Annotated in this window: 12 protein-coding genes; 3 read left to right on the top strand and 9 right to left on the bottom strand. The window is 63.3% G+C overall.

Annotated elements, in window-relative coordinates:
* Positions 1-143: 143 nt before the first annotated feature.
* The 9 genes from HNQ08_RS00210 to HNQ08_RS00170 form a co-directional block, all read right to left on the bottom strand.
* Positions 144-848, bottom strand: a complete 705-nt coding sequence (locus HNQ08_RS00210; protein ID WP_184126896.1) for a hypothetical protein — start codon at positions 846-848, stop codon at positions 144-146.
* A gap of 15 nt (positions 849-863) precedes the next feature.
* Positions 864-2,378: a hypothetical protein gene (locus HNQ08_RS00205; protein WP_184126894.1), complete on the bottom strand. Its 1,515-nt coding sequence runs from the start codon at positions 2,376-2,378 to the stop codon at positions 864-866.
* Positions 2,379-2,404: 26 nt separating this feature from the next.
* Complete coding sequence (locus HNQ08_RS00200; protein WP_184126892.1) at positions 2,405-2,548, bottom strand: hypothetical protein; 144 nt, start codon at positions 2,546-2,548, stop codon at positions 2,405-2,407.
* 63 nt (positions 2,549-2,611) lie between these two features.
* Positions 2,612-4,246, bottom strand: coding sequence for a C1 family peptidase (locus HNQ08_RS00195; RefSeq protein ID WP_184126890.1), 1,635 nt, complete (start codon positions 4,244-4,246; stop codon positions 2,612-2,614).
* Positions 4,247-4,262: 16 nt separating this feature from the next.
* Entirely contained in the window at positions 4,263-4,508 is a 246-nt protein-coding gene (locus HNQ08_RS00190) for a double zinc ribbon domain-containing protein (protein WP_184126887.1), read from the bottom strand.
* Positions 4,509-5,194: 686 nt separating this feature from the next.
* The gene (locus HNQ08_RS00185) at positions 5,195-8,365 is read right to left on the bottom strand and encodes an ATP-binding protein (protein ID WP_184126885.1); all 3,171 of its coding nucleotides are present in this window, start codon (positions 8,363-8,365) and stop codon (positions 5,195-5,197) included.
* A 146-nt stretch (positions 8,366-8,511) separates the two neighbouring features.
* A complete protein-coding gene (locus HNQ08_RS00180) occupies positions 8,512-8,997 on the bottom strand; it encodes a MarR family winged helix-turn-helix transcriptional regulator (RefSeq protein WP_184126883.1) in 486 nt (161 codons plus the stop codon).
* Positions 8,998-9,051: 54 nt separating this feature from the next.
* On the bottom strand, positions 9,052-10,350 hold the full coding sequence (locus HNQ08_RS00175) for an aspartate aminotransferase type Ic (protein WP_184126881.1): 1,299 nt from the start codon (positions 10,348-10,350) through the stop codon (positions 9,052-9,054).
* Between the two features lie 469 nt (positions 10,351-10,819).
* Positions 10,820-12,304 carry an oligosaccharide flippase family protein gene (locus HNQ08_RS00170; RefSeq protein WP_184126879.1) on the bottom strand — a complete coding sequence of 495 codons (1,485 nt, stop codon included), beginning with the start codon at positions 12,302-12,304 and terminating at the stop codon, positions 10,820-10,822.
* A 182-nt stretch (positions 12,305-12,486) separates the two neighbouring features.
* Between HNQ08_RS00170 and HNQ08_RS00165 the strand changes: the two genes are divergently transcribed.
* The 3 genes from HNQ08_RS00165 (at position 12,487) to queA (ending at position 15,531) form a co-directional block, all read left to right on the top strand.
* Positions 12,487-13,650 carry a glycosyltransferase family 4 protein gene (locus HNQ08_RS00165; RefSeq protein WP_184126877.1) on the top strand — a complete coding sequence of 388 codons (1,164 nt, stop codon included), beginning with the start codon at positions 12,487-12,489 and terminating at the stop codon, positions 13,648-13,650.
* Between the two features lie 226 nt (positions 13,651-13,876).
* Positions 13,877-14,449: a LabA-like NYN domain-containing protein gene (locus tag HNQ08_RS00160; RefSeq protein WP_184126875.1), complete on the top strand. Its 573-nt coding sequence runs from the start codon at positions 13,877-13,879 to the stop codon at positions 14,447-14,449.
* Positions 14,450-14,457: 8 nt separating this feature from the next.
* Positions 14,458-15,531, top strand: coding sequence for a tRNA preQ1(34) S-adenosylmethionine ribosyltransferase-isomerase QueA (gene queA, locus HNQ08_RS00155; protein WP_184126873.1), 1,074 nt, complete (start codon positions 14,458-14,460; stop codon positions 15,529-15,531).

Genomic DNA, 15,531 nt, shown 5'->3' with positions numbered 1-15,531 from the left:
CTGTGGTTTCAGCACAGCGCCCCAGGCTGTAACAAATTGTTATGGCATGTAGCTAAACGGTCACAATCTTCTCTGCTTCTCCGTTCTCCCTGCCAGTCATTGGTCACGCCCCCACTGATTCACTGCTCAATCGTTCTGACGACTCACTTCTGGCAGTTCAATTGCACGCGGAAACTAGGAGTTGGTGTGGTGTACCCCACCTTGGCCTCCCGCAGGTACCCCGCCGTCATCTTCTTGGGGTTGAGGGAAACCACCAGTTTTGCTGCGGCAGGCGCGTTGGCCGCTGGCAGGCGGGCATCGCCCGTCTGAAACTTGAGCTGGTAGGTGATGCCACCAGCCTGAGTGACGTCTTTGTAGATCAGCGGCTCTTCCGCAGCGCGTTCCTGGAAGGTTAAGGTATTGCCGTCGGCGCCGACCAGCTCGATGGCTTCCAGACCGGTGTCGTGAAGATTGGTCTTGGTGGTGGTTCCGTTCCTGACTTCGACGGTCACACCCCACCCTGGCCCCAGCCCCACGTCCGGCCCAATTCGCTCGACCTTACGGACGGTCATGCGCCATACGCCGTTAAAGAGCGTCTCGCCGATGCAGCCTTCCAGCGAGGCGCGCTGATTGCTGCCGCCAGGTGAGGTGGACGGAGCCGCGCCCGTGCCCAGCGTCAGCGTATTGCCCTTCAGGCTGTTCGGAATTCCCAGCAGTTTGAGCGCCGAGAGCGGCACGTAGGTCTGGCCGTTCACGACGATGGCCGGGGCGGGGGCCACCTGACCGTTGACCACCAGGGAATAACTCTGGGCGGCGGCGAGCGGGGCGAGGGCTAGGGCGAGCAGGGCGAATACAGTTCGATGTGCCATGACAGCCTCCTGTCTCTAGTAAAGGATCAGCGTAAAGCCCTTTTCGGGGTCAATGAGAGCGGAGGTGGCCGCCACACGGCTGAGCACCACCACCGAGTCGTTTTCGTACTGGACTCCCGAAATGACGGGAACTTTGCACGGCAGGTCGAAACATTGTGAGGCGTCGTCGGTCAGGGTAGCGCTCGCGAAGGTCTGGCGGGTGTCGAACCCGAAGATCACGCGCCACTGCCCGGTGGCGTTTTCCAGCGAGTAACCGCAGGGAACGGTGTTCATGGCCGCGCCCGTGAGCTGCGAGTTGTAGCAGCGCACGATCTGCTGTCCGGCGGGCTTTTTCACATCCACGACCACCATGCCCTTGGCCCAGCCGCCGAAGCCCGGCGCCTGTACGGCGTTGCCCACGGCCTTCATGGCGACCGGGCCAGTCCCTTGCACTGCGACGCTGTTCGCCGATTCGCCCCCCACACCCACACCGCTGGGTGAGGAGCCGTAGACGCCGAAACCGTTGCTGGTGTGGGTTCCCTTCACGCCGTAGCCGGTGCTGCCGGTGACGCTGCCCTCGACTCCTGTGCCGCCGCTGCCGGAGCTGCCGCGCACCCCGGTGGCGCGGCCGGATGTGCCCTGCACGCCCGTCCCCGCTGCGCTGATCCCGCCCACGCCCACCGAGTTCGCAGCGTCGGCGCGGCCCTGTACCCCGGCCCCCGCTGCGTTCGAGATGTTCTCCCCGTACACGCCGGTGCCAGAGGCGCTGACCGTTCCCCGCACCCCGTAGCCCCTTTCGCTCTCACCCAGGACGCCTGTGCCACTAGAACTGCTGCCGCGCACGCCGGAGCCGGGCACACTCTCGCCCCACACGCCCGACGAGCCTGGACCGACGCTGTTGACGCCGCGCACGCCCGCCGCGCCGCTGACCTTGGATTCGCCGTACACCCCGGCAATGCCACTGCCCGTGAACCCCACCACCCCGAAACTAGACTCCGAATAGGCGCTGACGCCGTATCCCTTGCTGCTGATGGCGTACAGTGCGTTGCCGTCCGTACTGCTGCCGCTGAGGGCCGTCCCGACGGTGTTGCTGATCGAGAAGGCGGGCGAGCTGCCGTTGGATGCTCCTGTGAAGGGCAGGGTCAGGCTGCCGCCCCCGCCGCCCGTGGAACCCGCGCCGCTCACGATCAGTTTTCCTGCCTGCGAGCTGTCGATCCTGATGTTGCTGCCTGCCTCCAGCGCCAGGCTGCCGGTCTTGCCGTTCAGGCTGGAGACGCCCGCCGCGCCGCTGCCCCCGGCGATCTGATCGGGGCCGCAACTCAGTGCGCCGTCGGCCCCGATGCCTTTGACGAACTGCCCGGTTTGACAGGGGCTGCCGGTAATGGTGTTCTGTTTGCCGTCCAGCCCTGTCCTGAGGGCGCTGAAGTTGGCGTTCACCTCGGCGGCACGGATTGGTGTGCCGGCCTGAAAGGTGGTGAACGTGTCCGCCGCCAGCGCCCCCAGGCCCAGCAATGCGCCCAGAACGAGTCCTTTCGTGGCTGTCCGTTTCATGGCTCGCTCCTTTCTGAACTCAGGCTCTACTGCCACAGGGCGGAATCCCAGGTGGCGCTGTCCCAGATGTGTCCACCTGCCGGGGCCAGCCCGTCACCGCCTCCGCAGGCGCTCAGCAGCATGGTCAGGCCCAGCAGGATGGGGAGGAGCCGCCGCAAGGGTCTCGTCATGTCAACCTTCCTTTTGGTGGTTGGAAGGGGAGAGACCAGAACTGCCGCCCCTCCCCGGACCTGTCATTGCGGCAGAAGTCCCGTGCTGGCCTGGCCCGTGAAGGTCTTGACCCACGTCCACGGCAGGTACACGTAGCCCTGATCACCCCAGCAGTCGCCCCACGAGTTCTTGACGATGAAGTACCCGAAGTCGTCGGCGATGGGTGCGCCCGGAACCCTGGCCCGCAGGTTCTGGCTGGAGATGAAGCCGGTGACGGTCATGACGTGGGTCAGCTGGAAATCGGGCAGGCCGTTCGGCAGTTTGCCCATGCTCCTGATCGGTGCGTAGCCGTTGGCGTCGGGGGCCACGTAGCGCATGTCGATGGTCAATGTGGTGGCGTGGCCCAGCACCGAGCGCAGCAGCAGAATTACCATGCTGCGGTCTAGATCACTCTGATCCCAGAAATCGGTAGGGGACTGCATGCGGTAGCCGCTGCCCACGCCGGTGTTGGGCAGGCGGCGCATCAGGTAAAGTTTGCCGCCCACCGTCACCACAAACCATTCGCCCTGGTCGTTGGTGTTCGAGCACGCGCCGTAGTTCACGCTGCTGTCACGGTAGCCGTCACAGGAGTTCGTGTAGGTCTGGGTGTTCTTGGGAACCATCCGGCTCAGGCTCTTGTTGTACTGCCAGCCCCTCTCGTAGGCGAACTCGTAACCGGCAGCGCTAGCCTTCTGGGCAATAAAGATGGGGTCGCCGCCCTCACCGAAGGCGCGGGGCGCCCACTGGGTGAAGCGGTGGCCGATGTAGTCCTGCTCGGACAGGTTAACCAGTGTGCGGTCACGCCGGGCGATCTCGGCCTCCAGCGCGGCCACCGTGGCAAAGGCCCAGCAGGTGCCGCGCTGTCCCTGGTCCTTGACGGTGGTCGTCAGGTCCTTGAGCGGCCACGTGAAGTTCTGGTAGAGCCCAACGGCGGCGGGCGCTTTGCAGACGCCTTTCTGGGTGCGGTCCAATTGATCTTTTGAACCCGTTTCCAGATTTGCCGGGTCCAACAGATACGTGAGGTTCAGGATCTCGGCCCCGTACTCGCGGACCACGTCGCTGGCCCGTTTGTTCAGAACAAACAGCCGCTCGGCGCTGTAGTTCTTCACCTCGTCCGGATCGGGCAGCCCAAACTGTTGCACGGTGTTGTTCAGCTTCTTCAGGGTGATGTCCAGATCGGTGTACAGGGTGCGGTAGAGGCTGTACTGGTTGAACTGGCTGGGAAAGGTGCGGGTGTGGGTGGCCAGCACGGCTTTCCCAAACGCGCCGCCCATCAGCGTGACCGTTTTGGGACCGCCCGCCGTCGGGACACTGACCAGCCGGTCGCCATCCGCGTTGATGGCGTCTGCTGCCGGGGGTTCGAGGATGGCGCGGAAGTCCGGGTACAGATTGATGTAGCTGCGGGCGTCCGCGTCGTCCTGGGCGTCCTGCCGTTCCTGAGCGGCCTTCTCGTTAGCCAGGTCCTGCGCCGTGATGACCGTGCCACCGTTCTTGACCGCCTCCATGAACTGCGCGGGCGTCACGGTTTCAGCGCCCACAGGGGCGGTCCCGCCGAACTCTGGCTGGGCCTTAAAGAAGGCCGCTGTGGTGTCGTCCGGCGGAGTGATCCCGGAAGGGCCGCAGGCGGCCAGGGTCAGGGTCATCACGATCAGGAGGGGATGGAATTTGAACCTGGACATGGTGTGCTCCTTTGGCTCAGCTCTGAGAGGGCGAGGCTTCCGTCCGGGCAGCGGGAGACGTGAGATCTGTTCCACAGCGCACGCAGAAGCGCGCATACGGCGAGGTAATGGGTGCGCCGCAGTGCGGACAGACCTCCAGCAGGCGCGTGCCGTCGTTGGCGCAGTAGCGTTCGCCAGAGGTGTGGGGCACCGCCCGCGCGCAACGGGGACACAGGCGGTACCCCAGGGGGCCGGTGGGATCGCCTGACTCGTCGGTGTCCATGCGGTACCTCCTGAAGACGGGGATACGGTGACCGTCTGGCTGTCCTCAGCGAAACTGGTGGGTGGACTGACTGTTGCGTTCAGAGACGAACTGTTGCGGTAGGAACTGGGCAACAGCTGCGCTGAAGGCCAACGGAGCGTAGGAGTCAGTGGCTCATATTCGGTTTCTCCTGTCCCTGATCACGGGGCGAATGGGCCGGGAAACGTTCACCTCTCGCGGTGGCGGAGTCGGCGAGGCCCGGGTCAACTGATGGAGAGGTGATCGCTTCCTTGTCCCTCCTTGCCCACAGCCTGAGCCGTCCTCGGTCACGCGGCGGTCAGAAAAAGGGGAGGGCGCGCCGATCCGGTCCACACGGGTTCGGTGGGGGCGTGCGGTGAATCTGCAGCGTCACTTATGATCAGTCGTGGAGATCAGGCACCCTGAGCATGCCAGTGGGACACGAATGCGGCCATGCTGTTTTCGGGACTGCCGGCAGACTTTGAGCTGCTGAGCTGCGTGACCTATGCTGCGACGCTCTGATCCTCGCCACCCTGTCCGGCGGGCGGTAGGGTTCCTGGGCCGGGTGGTGGCGACGCCCGCGAATCTGAGGCCAGCAAACGAGAAGAGCAGAAGGCACTGGCCCGCCCATCACCCGCTACGGGTGAGCTGTTGCAGTGCTGCTAGATCCTCAGCGTTGGGGTGCACGTTCAGGTGACGGGCCGGCCCTGTTCGCCGTAGGTTGCCAGGAACGCCGCCCACTCTCCGGGTAGGTGTTCGCCTACTTCCTCGAAAACCTGGCAGGCCGACGTGTAAAAACGCCCCAGACTGCGGTGGTTTCCAGCCGCCCGGAGCGCCTGCAGCGTCAGCGCCAGGGCGGACAGGTCATAGGGATTGGCCTCGCACAGCAGTCGGCCCACGCGGGCGGCCTCGGCGGGCTGCTCGCGGCACAGGACCTGGGCCCGCGCCGCAAGCGCGCCGTGCAGGGTATCGGCCATCAGGCTGCTAGGTTCCAGTTCCCTGCCCAGCAGGCAAGGACCGCGCCACAGCGCCGTATCACCGCTTTGCAAGAACAGTTCCGCGTCGGACTGCACATTGCCCAGGGCGTAGCCACTTTCGCTGGTCTGGATGACGCCTGCCCCCAGCGCCGTGCGGGTCTGGTGGACCAGCTCCTTGAGGGCTGAGGCCGCCTGACTTTCCCCCCGGCCTGGATAGAGCGCGTCAGTCAGGGTTAGGCGCGGCACGTCAGGGCGTCCCCGCAGGCGGCTGTCCAGCAGACAGGCCAGCAATTCGCGGCGTTTGCCGCCCCGCACCGCTGTGCCCGCACCGGGGGGGCCGCAACGCATCTCGCCCAGCACGTCCAGACGCAGTGTATCCATCTGCGGGGCCGCGGTGGGAGGGGTGCTGACCCGTCGTATTCCTCCCGCTTCTGGCGGGGTGAGGTTCAGGTCTGGGAAGTATTGGCAGGTGACCCGGGCCAGGTTGGTCATCCCCGCACTCTCAAACCACGCCAAGCGTTCGGCAGCCCGCGCCGGACGGTGCGCCAGGCGATCGGCTTCCAGCCCAACCTCCTGTGCAGCGTCCGTGACGCCCAGGGCGATCAGTTCGGCCTCAGTGGTTTCGAACGCCTGGAGCGCCTCATGGGGCTGACCTGAGGCCTCCAGCGCGAAGGCCAGTGCAAACTGGGCCATACCGCGCGGCCCCGGTGCGTTCAGTTGGGCGGACAGCTCCAGCGCTTCCTGGGCCAGACGTCTTCCCTCGCTTGCCGCCCCAAAACACGCCTCGGCAATGGCGGCATAACCCAGAGACCACACCAGCTTGCCCGTCAGGCCAAGCTGCCGGGCGTAATTCAACGCAGTGCGGCCATGTTTGAGGGACAGTAGCCCGCCATGCGGGGGTCCCCAGTGACGGTAGAGCACGCTCAGGCGGTATTCGCACTCGATCAGCTGGTCTGACGGACCCTGGCGGCTCAGAAATTCCCGCGCCTCCAGCAGCAGTTCCTCGGCCTGCTCGTAATGCGCCCGGTCCAGGTGGGCGTCGGCCAAGGTCACCTGGGCGCGGTTGGCCTGAAGAAACTGCCCCCGCTCCAGGTGGAGGCGAAGACTGGCCCCCAGGTCGGCCAGACGCGCCTCGAATTCGCCGATTTCGCCCAAGGACATCGCCCGGTTATGCAGGTACACCGGCTCCAGATGGAAGAGGCGGGCAGCGCGTGCGAGCGTCACGGCCTGACCCTGATACGTTGCCGCCCCTGCAAAATCGCCGCGGTTGTAACACACGATGCCCAGCACATTGTTCAGGTCGCAGCGGGTGGCTGCGTCCAGATCAGGCCACGTCAGGGTCTGGTTGGCCAGCTCTGTCGCCTGTTCCAGCCGGTTCGTCTGGGCGCATGCAAACGCCACGGCGTACATCACGCCTGCTTCCGCCTGGCCGTGAAACTCAGGATGGGCCAGCCACAACTCCAGCACCCCAGCGTAATTTCGCGCCACTCCCCGGAACCGGATCAGGCGCGACCACCACGGCAGGCCTGTTCGTTCCTCGGCGGGCCGCCGTTCCAGGCACGCCTCGGCCTCAGCCAGCCGCCCTTGAAGCGCCAGAAGTTCGGCATACAGGTGTGCGGCTTCAGCCAGCTCCGGAGCCAGACGGGCAGCGACTTCGGCCAGGCGCACCGCTTCGGGCAGATCGTCGGTCCTGAGCCCCTGGGCGGCCCGCAGAGACAGCTGAAGGCGCTGTGGACCGCTGGCATACTCTGCTGCCTGTGCGAGCAGCCGGAAGTGCTGCGGCCCCGGGACAGTCGATTCTGCGACCCCTACCAGGAGATCCGCCGCCTCGAACGGATCCAGGTGGGCCTCTTGAATCAGAGGCAGGAGTGCCTGGGGATCGTTTTTGAAGGCCTCAACTGCGCGCCGGGCCAACGCCTGCCGCCGGGCCGGCGCCAGCCGCTTAAGGGCCACCTCGCGGTACAGGGGATGGGCGAAGTGCCCCTGAAACAGCACGCACCGGCGGTGCAATTCTGCTCGGGCGGCTGCCAATTCCGCTGTCGTCAGGGCGGTCACCGCGACGAGTTGTGAGTCGTCGACCGATTCAGGCAACAGGGCCAGGGCCGCCAGCAAAGCCTCTGCGGGGGCCGAGCCTCCCGGATCATCGAGCCCGTGTTCGATCAGGGCCTCCACCGTCACCGGCAGCGGCCCTGACCCGGAAATCTGACCCTGCGGCGCACGCCAGCGCCAGTGGTCCCCGCTGTTCCATAAGTGTCCCTGTCGCGCCAGCAGCCGGAAATATTCCAGCGTGAACAGTGGATTGCCGCAGGCCCGTTCGTAGACCCATGCCAGCGCCTCGGCAGGCAGCGCTGCGCCGGCCTCGGATTCCATCAGGGCCGCGCTGGTCGGCTTCGACTGGCGCTCCAGCGGCAGAGTGAGCGCATCTTCCGGCCAGCTTTCCGGTGGTGACACTCTGCTGCTGACCAACAGGGCGGCTCCGCGCGTGCGGGCCACGGCCACGGCCAGGCGATCAATCCATTCTTTACGGGTAGTGTCCGCTCCGTGCAAATCCTCCAGATGAAGAACGAAGGGCGCGAGCTGTCCCAGCAGGGCAGCCAGAACGTCTTCGGTCGGCACCGCCACAGTCTGGCCAGACTGCAGGTGGTCCAACGCGGTCTGCAGCCAAGCGCGGGGGCGCGCCGGGCGCGGAAGGGCGCGGACCAATGCGGTGAGGGGCAGCGTGGCGGCCACGGTCGCGTTGCGGCACGGCGTCCCGCGGAGCAGCGCCCGGCTGGTGTAGGTTTTGCCGATACCGGCCTCGCCCCAGAGCCACACGGCCACGCCGCTGCGCCGCGCACTCAGGGCGCGGAGCCGCTGGCCCACCACCGGCAGGGTCGCGTTCATCTGTAGCTCCAGCATAGGCTTCCGGCAGTGGCATAGTTTGACCAGATGCAAGAAAGGTTGAACTGGCGGGCATCAGCAACTGGCTTTAGCTCATTTCTGAATGGGCTGTCATGCATGACCACCAGATGGGGAACGCTTTTCCCGCCCTATTCTTTCTCGCTGTTGCTCCGCTCGGCGTCCTGTCGCCGCGCCTCCAGCCCCAGCCGGCGGGTCAGGGCGCTGAGCTGCTGCACCTCATCCGGCTCCAGCACACTGAACAGGGCCTGGATACCCCGGACGTGACCGGGCAGGATCCGTTCGATCAGGTTGCGCCCTGCATCCGTCAGTGAAATCTGGAAGGCACGGCGGTCTGCGGGATTGCGCTCCCGGCTGACCTGGTGGTCCCTCTCTAGGTTGTCGATGACCATCGTCAGATTGCCGCTGGACCGCAGAATCTTATCGGCCAGTTGCCGCTGACTGAGTGGTCCCAGGTGGTACAGCGCCTCCAGCACCGCGAACTGGCTGAGGGTCAGGCCGTGGTCCGACAGATGACGGTTGGCCGCCGTCTCCACAGCCTGTGCGGCGCGCCACAGCTTGATGTAAGCCTCCAGCGCGGACCGCTCGGTGTCGTTGCCGGAAAAGCGGTTAGGCATGGCGGGTATCCTGTCCCACGGACCATGCGGAAATCAAGCGTGAGGGCACAGGAGTCAGGAGTTGCCCTGCCCCCTGTGCCCGGCGCGGTGTTCCTCAGTGGCAAGGCGGATGCACGCGGCGACAGCACTCATGGCGGTATAGACCTCACCGACGGGTGGGCGGGTGGGCGCAAGACGGATATTGCGGTTGCCGGGGTCCAGACCGTCCGGGTACGTGGCCCCGGCCGGGGTCAGGCTCACACCCGCCGCGTCAGCCAGTTCCACCACGCGGGCCGCCACAGGGGCCGCAGTGTTCAGACTGATGAAATAACCGCCCTGGGGGCTGGCCCAGGTGGCGTATTCGCCGTCGGTGCCCAGCTCGGTGCGCAGGGTCTCGTCCACCGCGTGGAACTTGGGGGCGATCAACGCGGCGTGGTCGCGCATCAGCCCCTCGATGCCGCCGGGGTAATTCCTCAAAAATTTGACGTGCCGTGCCTGTTCGGCCTTGTTGGGACCGATGCTCTGGGCATTCAGGTATTTCGACATCCACTTGATGTTGTCCTCGCTGCTCGCCACGAAGCCCAGCCCCGCTCCCGCCAGCGTAATCTTGCTGGTGCTGGCGAACACGAAGGACCGGTCCGGATGGCCCGCGTCCCGGCAGAGCGTCACAAAGTTAACCGTCTCGGGTGGCGTCCCCAGGTGATGTGCGCGGTAGGCGTCGTCGGCCAGAATCGTGAAGTCGGGCGCGGCGGCTTTTAGCGCGGCCAGCCGCCGGGCCTTGTCGGCGCTGATCGTCTCGCCGCCAGGATTGCTGAACGTCGGCACGAAGAGGATGCCTTTGATGCCCGCATCGTCCGCCGCCAGCCGTTCGATGGCGTCCAGATCGGGGCCGTCATGTTGCATGTCCACCGCCACCAGATCAAAGCCCAGCGTCTGGAGCAGCAGGAAGTGCCGGTCATAGCCCGGGGTGGTCACGATGAACCTGGGTTTGGCGTCCCCCTTGACCCATGGCTGGGTGCTGCCGCGCATGCCGTGCAGCAGCGCGAAGGTGAGCACGAAGCCCTGCAGTTCCAACGAGGCGTTGTTCCAGACGATCACGTTCTCGGCCTTGACATCCAGATACTCCGCGAACAGCTGCCGCGCGCTGGGCAGCCCGGCAATTCCGCCTGGATAGTTCCTCAGATCGATACCGTCCATGCTGAGGTCCGTCTCGCCCAGAGTGGACAGCAGCCCATTGGACAGATCGAAATCCGCGTCGGAAGGCTGACCGCGCTGCATGTTCAGCTTCAGGCCCCTGGCGCGTATGGCGTCGTAGGCGGCCTGGGCGGCACTCAGGGCATCGGCGGAAGCGGGGGCAGAACCGTCACGGGTCATGCCTGTACGTTACCCGCTGGGCGGGGGAGGGGGGATGAGGTTGTTTGGCAGGGACATCGAGAAAGAGAAGGGGCACCCAGATGTTTCGTCTGGTGCAACCAGAGTTGGGCGTGGCTCCAGGGACTTTGCTTCGTGCCGCTCGCCATCAGCCAGCACAGACGCACTTGGCCTGCTCTCGCCCCGTAGGGCGTAGATGGAGTTTTGATTGAACGCTCCTTCCCGCCTCTTTCGCCTACCGTCCACGAAGTTCATCTGCCAGATCCCGCCAGCGCCCAGCAAAGCTGTCCCACTTGACGTACCGTTGCTGGGCCGGGGTCACCAGCGTGGAGGATGGTATGCAGCCAGCACCTGTCGGTGGTCATAGGGAGATGGCCCCGTGAAGGAGTGAAACAAACTAACTCCTCTGGCCGTCAGTCAGGTCATAGCGGTGCCGGCTAGCGGACTACGGCCACGGTTTCGTCAACGCGGCCTAGCCGGCTGAATTGGCGAGCCGACCGCGCAACTGTTGCAAAGTGGCGCGCGCCATGGACTGGAGTTCGCTGGGCGGCCCGAGCAGCACGGCGGACGCGACCACTAGAAGACCAAGGACCATTTCTATAATGAAGAGTGCAGGCAACGGCAGATTCACTGACCTCAGCGGGAACACTACGGCAGCAGTGAGGCACGCGGAACCAAGGAAATAGAGGCCGCCCAGGCCATATGCAAGTGCAATCTGACGTCCACCGCCCCCAATAATTTGCCGGGCCACCACAGCAAATGCCACACTCCGGAGTGCACTGGCTCCCACCAACACCATGGCCAGTTCCTCGACCCGCCCTCCCAGGCTATAGGCCGTCCAGAATGACAGTCCGAGTGCCACGAGATACACAGCCTGGATTTTAATCTTCACGTTTAGCCGAGCTGTTGCCTCGGCCAGAACCGCAGAGAGGTTGGTCAGGACAGCAAAAGGAATGTACAGAGCGAAGATCTGCATCAGGAGAATGGAGTCCAGAAAATTAGGACCGAGCATGACTTTCACAATTTCTGGCGCATCAATCAGGATGCATCCGGTCGCGCTGCCGATGACAAGAGCAACCGCCCGTAAACCTGAAAGGTAGGCACGGCGGAGCCGCTCAGGCTCGTTTTGCACGGCACTGAACGAGGGAGCCATGACCCTCGAAAGACTGCTGGCAAAGTTGGTGGCTGGCATCGCCAGCGTACTGAAGGTTCGACTGTACGCGCCGAGTGCGACAGGTGAATACAGCTTGCCGATAATCAGTGTATCGAGGATAGAGCTGAGGTATTCCAGAAAGTTAACGGCTGTAGCCTTGACACCGAAACTGAACAGGCCCTGGTAAGCGCTCCACCTGAAAATGGGTGTCAGGGTATGTCTCGTCGCGGAGTACAACAGGATCAGTTGAATGACAGCCTGTGCTATAGCGCTGATGACCAGACTCATCGCCCCATATCCCAGGTAGGCGGCACTGAGACCAATGACGCCATGTCCAATGGCATATGAGGTCAATTCGGCTCTCACGACTGGCCGGAAGTTCAGTGCACGCCGCAGCAGGCTGCTGGAGATAATAATTCCACTGCTCAGGATGTATACCAGGGCGTAACCCCGGAAAACGGGGACCAGATTTGGAACATCCATGTAGAAACGACTCGCTGCCGGCGCAATGAGCCAGGCCAGAGCCGTCGTCAGGATGCCGAGAATCATGGCCGCTGTAAACCCCGCCCGGATATCCTCTTCAGTGAGTTTCGCTTTTTGCACGATTGCCTGACCCACGCCGAGATCAGTGATAAACTGCCCGAATCTCTGGAGCACAGCTGCGATGGCCCACACCCCGAACTCCTCCTTGGTCAGGAGGCGTGACAGGATGGCGGCAAAAAACAGCTGTAGCGCCAGCCCGACGAACATGGAGAGGTAACTCCATTTCATCGCGTTGACGGTCTTGGCTTTGAGGCTACTCACAGGCGTCACGAATCATAGTTGAATCGGAGATCGCTGTGTCCTGATGGTCTGGTTGACGCTGGTCTGTGGGAGCGTCACTTGGAGAATGACAGCCAGGAGGCATCGCTTGTGCTGTGAGCTCGGGTGTCGCCCATTCAGTTTTACCTTCTGGTAACTGTGGGCGTGATCTACTCCAGCTCAGCATGCCTGATTCACCGACGTCAGATCGTCAGCCCCTACGCGCCGTGTTTGTGGACGTTCCCCTCATTTACAACAGCGGAATTACTCAGGTCTTGTCGAAGGTCGCGCGTTACAGGCATAGAGATGAGCTCAATGTATTTATCGCCAGTCTTGATGTTCCGCAAAAATCGATGGTTGAATTCTTTGAGTCTGTTGATGCAAAAGTTAATCATCTGGGGAACTCCTCTATTCTGCAGTCTGCATTGCAGCTGAGGAAAATGATTCGTTCTGAATCACTCGACGTGGTGGTGGCAAATTCTTTTCGGTCCTACCTTGTTGGAAAAGTCGCCACGCTTTTGAGTGGTAAACCGGTCGTCTATTGGATCCACACAGTAAATCAGCTCAAGACAAGTTCCCTCAAGAAAACGATTTTCTCAAACCTGGCCCGGCATGATTCGCTCATCTATGTTTCGGAGGCGGTGGGGGTCAACAATCGCCCCGAAGGTTACCGTGGGCAGGACGCTGTTATCTATAACTCAGTCGAAACGCCAGAAAGCAATCCGGATTGGCAGCCCTATCGCAAGGAGAAGAGAGCAGAATTCGGTCTGCCGGAAGATGCAACTGTGCTCGGCTATATGGCGACTTTTGTCTATTACAAAGACCATCCGACGCTGTTGCGCGCGTTCGATGCTCTCTCAAAGAAATATCCCAAACTTTATCTTGTTCTGCTCGGTAGTGGCGCAGATCGTGACGCCATGCTCAGTCTGGCAAACCAGCTTGATTCCAGGGATCGCATTCTTTTTCTCGGAACTCGCAAAGATGCCCGGGCCATCCTGGGCCTGATCGACATCTATGTCCACGTGTCACCTGAAGAGGCCTTCGGGCTTGCGGTTGTCGAGGCCATGCTTGCCCACCGCCCCGTCGTTGCGGCACGTGCCTTTGCCCTTCCAGAGTTGATCCGTGACGGTGAAACTGGCTTGTTGTTTGAACCGCGCAACGTGGAGGATTTGGAGCGGAAAGTCACGCAACTGATCGAGGATCCAGCCTACGCGGCCCAACTCGCCCAGGCTGGAGAACAGAGTTGCCGCCGAAGGTTTCCCCCTGAACCCTTCGCCCAGCAGGTGACGGGATTCTTGCAGGGGGTCGTCACCAAGCGTTCGTCTCGGGCATTGGTGAGAGAACTGTAGACGCCGATAGCCCTTCTATGACTGGGCCGGGGAAAAGTCCATGGCGATTGGGCCTCCGATGTCCGGAAGATTGGAATCATTCTGCCCTGCATTTTGGAAGCGGCGGACGGACCCGCCCCAGTGTTAAACTTCAGACCTAAGATCCTTGCGTCACCACTTTCAGTTTTCAGATTACTTGAGCTTCCGCCTTATCCTTTTTTGCTCTGCCATAACAGGAGAACCCCCAATGCACTACGTTGTTCACCGCCCTCGTGTAGGCGTGTTTATCGATACCCAGAACCTGTACCATTCCGCTCGCGATTTGCTGGAGCGCACCGTCAACTTCGAGACGCTGCTGAACGTCGCCGTGGATGGTCGCGAGCTGCTTCATGCCATCTCGTACACGGTGGAGCGCGAGAACGAGGCCACCGCCCGTCCCTTCATCTACAAGCTGTCCACGCTAGGCTTCAAGGTGCGGCGCATGAACCTGCACCTGCACCACGTGACCGACGGTGGCAAGCCCATCTATGAGGGCAATTGGGACATGGGCATTGTGGCCGACATGGTGCGGCTGATGGATCATCTGGATGTGGTGGTGCTGGGCAGCGGCGACGGCGACTTTACCGATATTGTCGAAGTCTTGCAGGAGCGAGGCAAGCGGGTAGAGGTCATCGCTTTCCGCGAACACACCGCCCAGAAGCTGATCGACGCCGCGGACCGTTTCCTGCATTTGCCTGACATTGAGGGTGCGCTGATGCCGGCCCGCCAGCGGGGCAACGCCAAGGCCGACGAGCCGAAGCCCGAAGAAACCGTTCAGTAACTTTAACCATGGCTGACCCCAATCTCCATAACGCGGACGCCGTTCTGGACCGCCTGAACTTCACGCTGCCGCCGGAGCGAATCGCCCAGACCGGAGCGGAACCGCGCGACGCGTCCCGCCTCATGGTGGTGGGGGCGGGCGACCTCTCGCACCGCAGGTTCCACGAAATGCCAGACCTGCTGCGCCCCGGCGATCTGCTGGTCTTCAACCAGAGCCGTGTGATTCCCGCCCGCGTGATGGCCCGCAAGCCTGTCACGCCGGATGGGCATGGGGGCGGACAGGTCGAAGTGATGCTGCTGCGCGAGGAAGAGGCCAATGTCTGGAGCGCGTACCTGAAACCGGCCAGGCGTGCTGGGAAGGAATTGTGGCTGGGCGAGCACCGGGCTGAGGTTATCGGGATTCTGGAGGACGGCGCACGTCTGCTGCGTTTCGATTCAGATCTGAAACCCCATCTGGACGAGATAGGGCGATTGCCCCTGCCGCCGTACATCGATGCGGGCGACGACGACGAGGTGTGGCGCGTCCGCTACCAGACGGTTTACGCCCGCGATCCGGGCAGCGTGGCGGCGCCCACGGCTGGCCTGCACTTCACGCCGGAACTGCTGGCCCGACTGGAGGGCATGGGTGTAGAACGCTGCGCCGTGACCCTGCATGTGGGGGCGGGAACATTCCGGCCCATCCAGGGGTCCGTGGCCGACCACACCATGCACGCCGAACGGTACTCAGTCAGTGAGACCGCCGCCGCCGCCATCAACCGCGCCAGGGCTGACGGCCGCCGCGTCGTCGCGGTCGGGACCACCACCGTCCGCACGCTGGAAAGTGCCTGGGACGGTGGGGTGGTCCGGCCGGGCGAGGGCGACACCCGCATCTTCATCACCCCCGGCACCCCCGTTCACGTCCCTGATCTGCTGATCACCAATCTCCATCTGCCCGGTAGCACGTTGCTGTTGCTGGTGGCGGCCTTTGCCGGAGAGGGCTGTATCCGTGCCGCCTACGACGCTGCGCTGGCAGAGAACTACCGGTTCTACTCCCTGGGGGACGCCATGCTGCTGGAGAATCAGCGGAGCGGCGGGATGGGGTGA

The organism is Deinococcus humi (genome assembly GCF_014201875.1).
In the GTDB taxonomy this organism is placed as follows: Bacteria; Deinococcota; Deinococci; order Deinococcales; family Deinococcaceae; genus Deinococcus; species Deinococcus humi.
Note: the sequence above shows the minus strand (reverse complement) of the source record. Positions and strands in the feature narration are given on the sequence as shown.

What these genes read in the sequence shown, in the direction of transcription:
- HNQ08_RS00205 (WP_184126894.1), bottom strand. Translation starts at nt 2,378, where the DNA reads ATGAAACGGACAGCCACGAAAGGACTCGTTCTGGGCGCATTGCTGGGC.
- HNQ08_RS00200 (WP_184126892.1), bottom strand. Translation starts at nt 2,548, where the DNA reads ATGACGAGACCCTTGCGGCGGCTCCTCCCCATCCTGCTGGGCCTGACC.
- HNQ08_RS00210 (WP_184126896.1), bottom strand. Translation starts at nt 848, where the DNA reads ATGGCACATCGAACTGTATTCGCCCTGCTCGCCCTAGCCCTCGCCCCG.
- HNQ08_RS00160 (WP_184126875.1), top strand. Translation starts at nt 13,877, where the DNA reads ATGCACTACGTTGTTCACCGCCCTCGTGTAGGCGTGTTTATCGATACC.
- HNQ08_RS00165 (WP_184126877.1), top strand. Translation starts at nt 12,487, where the DNA reads ATGCCTGATTCACCGACGTCAGATCGTCAGCCCCTACGCGCCGTGTTT.
- HNQ08_RS00185 (WP_184126885.1), bottom strand. Translation starts at nt 8,365, where the DNA reads ATGAACGCGACCCTGCCGGTGGTGGGCCAGCGGCTCCGCGCCCTGAGT.
- HNQ08_RS00175 (WP_184126881.1), bottom strand. Translation starts at nt 10,350, where the DNA reads ATGACCCGTGACGGTTCTGCCCCCGCTTCCGCCGATGCCCTGAGTGCC.
- HNQ08_RS00190 (WP_184126887.1), bottom strand. Translation starts at nt 4,508, where the DNA reads ATGGACACCGACGAGTCAGGCGATCCCACCGGCCCCCTGGGGTACCGC.
- HNQ08_RS00195 (WP_184126890.1), bottom strand. Translation starts at nt 4,246, where the DNA reads ATGTCCAGGTTCAAATTCCATCCCCTCCTGATCGTGATGACCCTGACC.
- HNQ08_RS00180 (WP_184126883.1), bottom strand. Translation starts at nt 8,997, where the DNA reads ATGCCTAACCGCTTTTCCGGCAACGACACCGAGCGGTCCGCGCTGGAG.
- queA (WP_184126873.1), top strand. Translation starts at nt 14,458, where the DNA reads ATGGCTGACCCCAATCTCCATAACGCGGACGCCGTTCTGGACCGCCTG.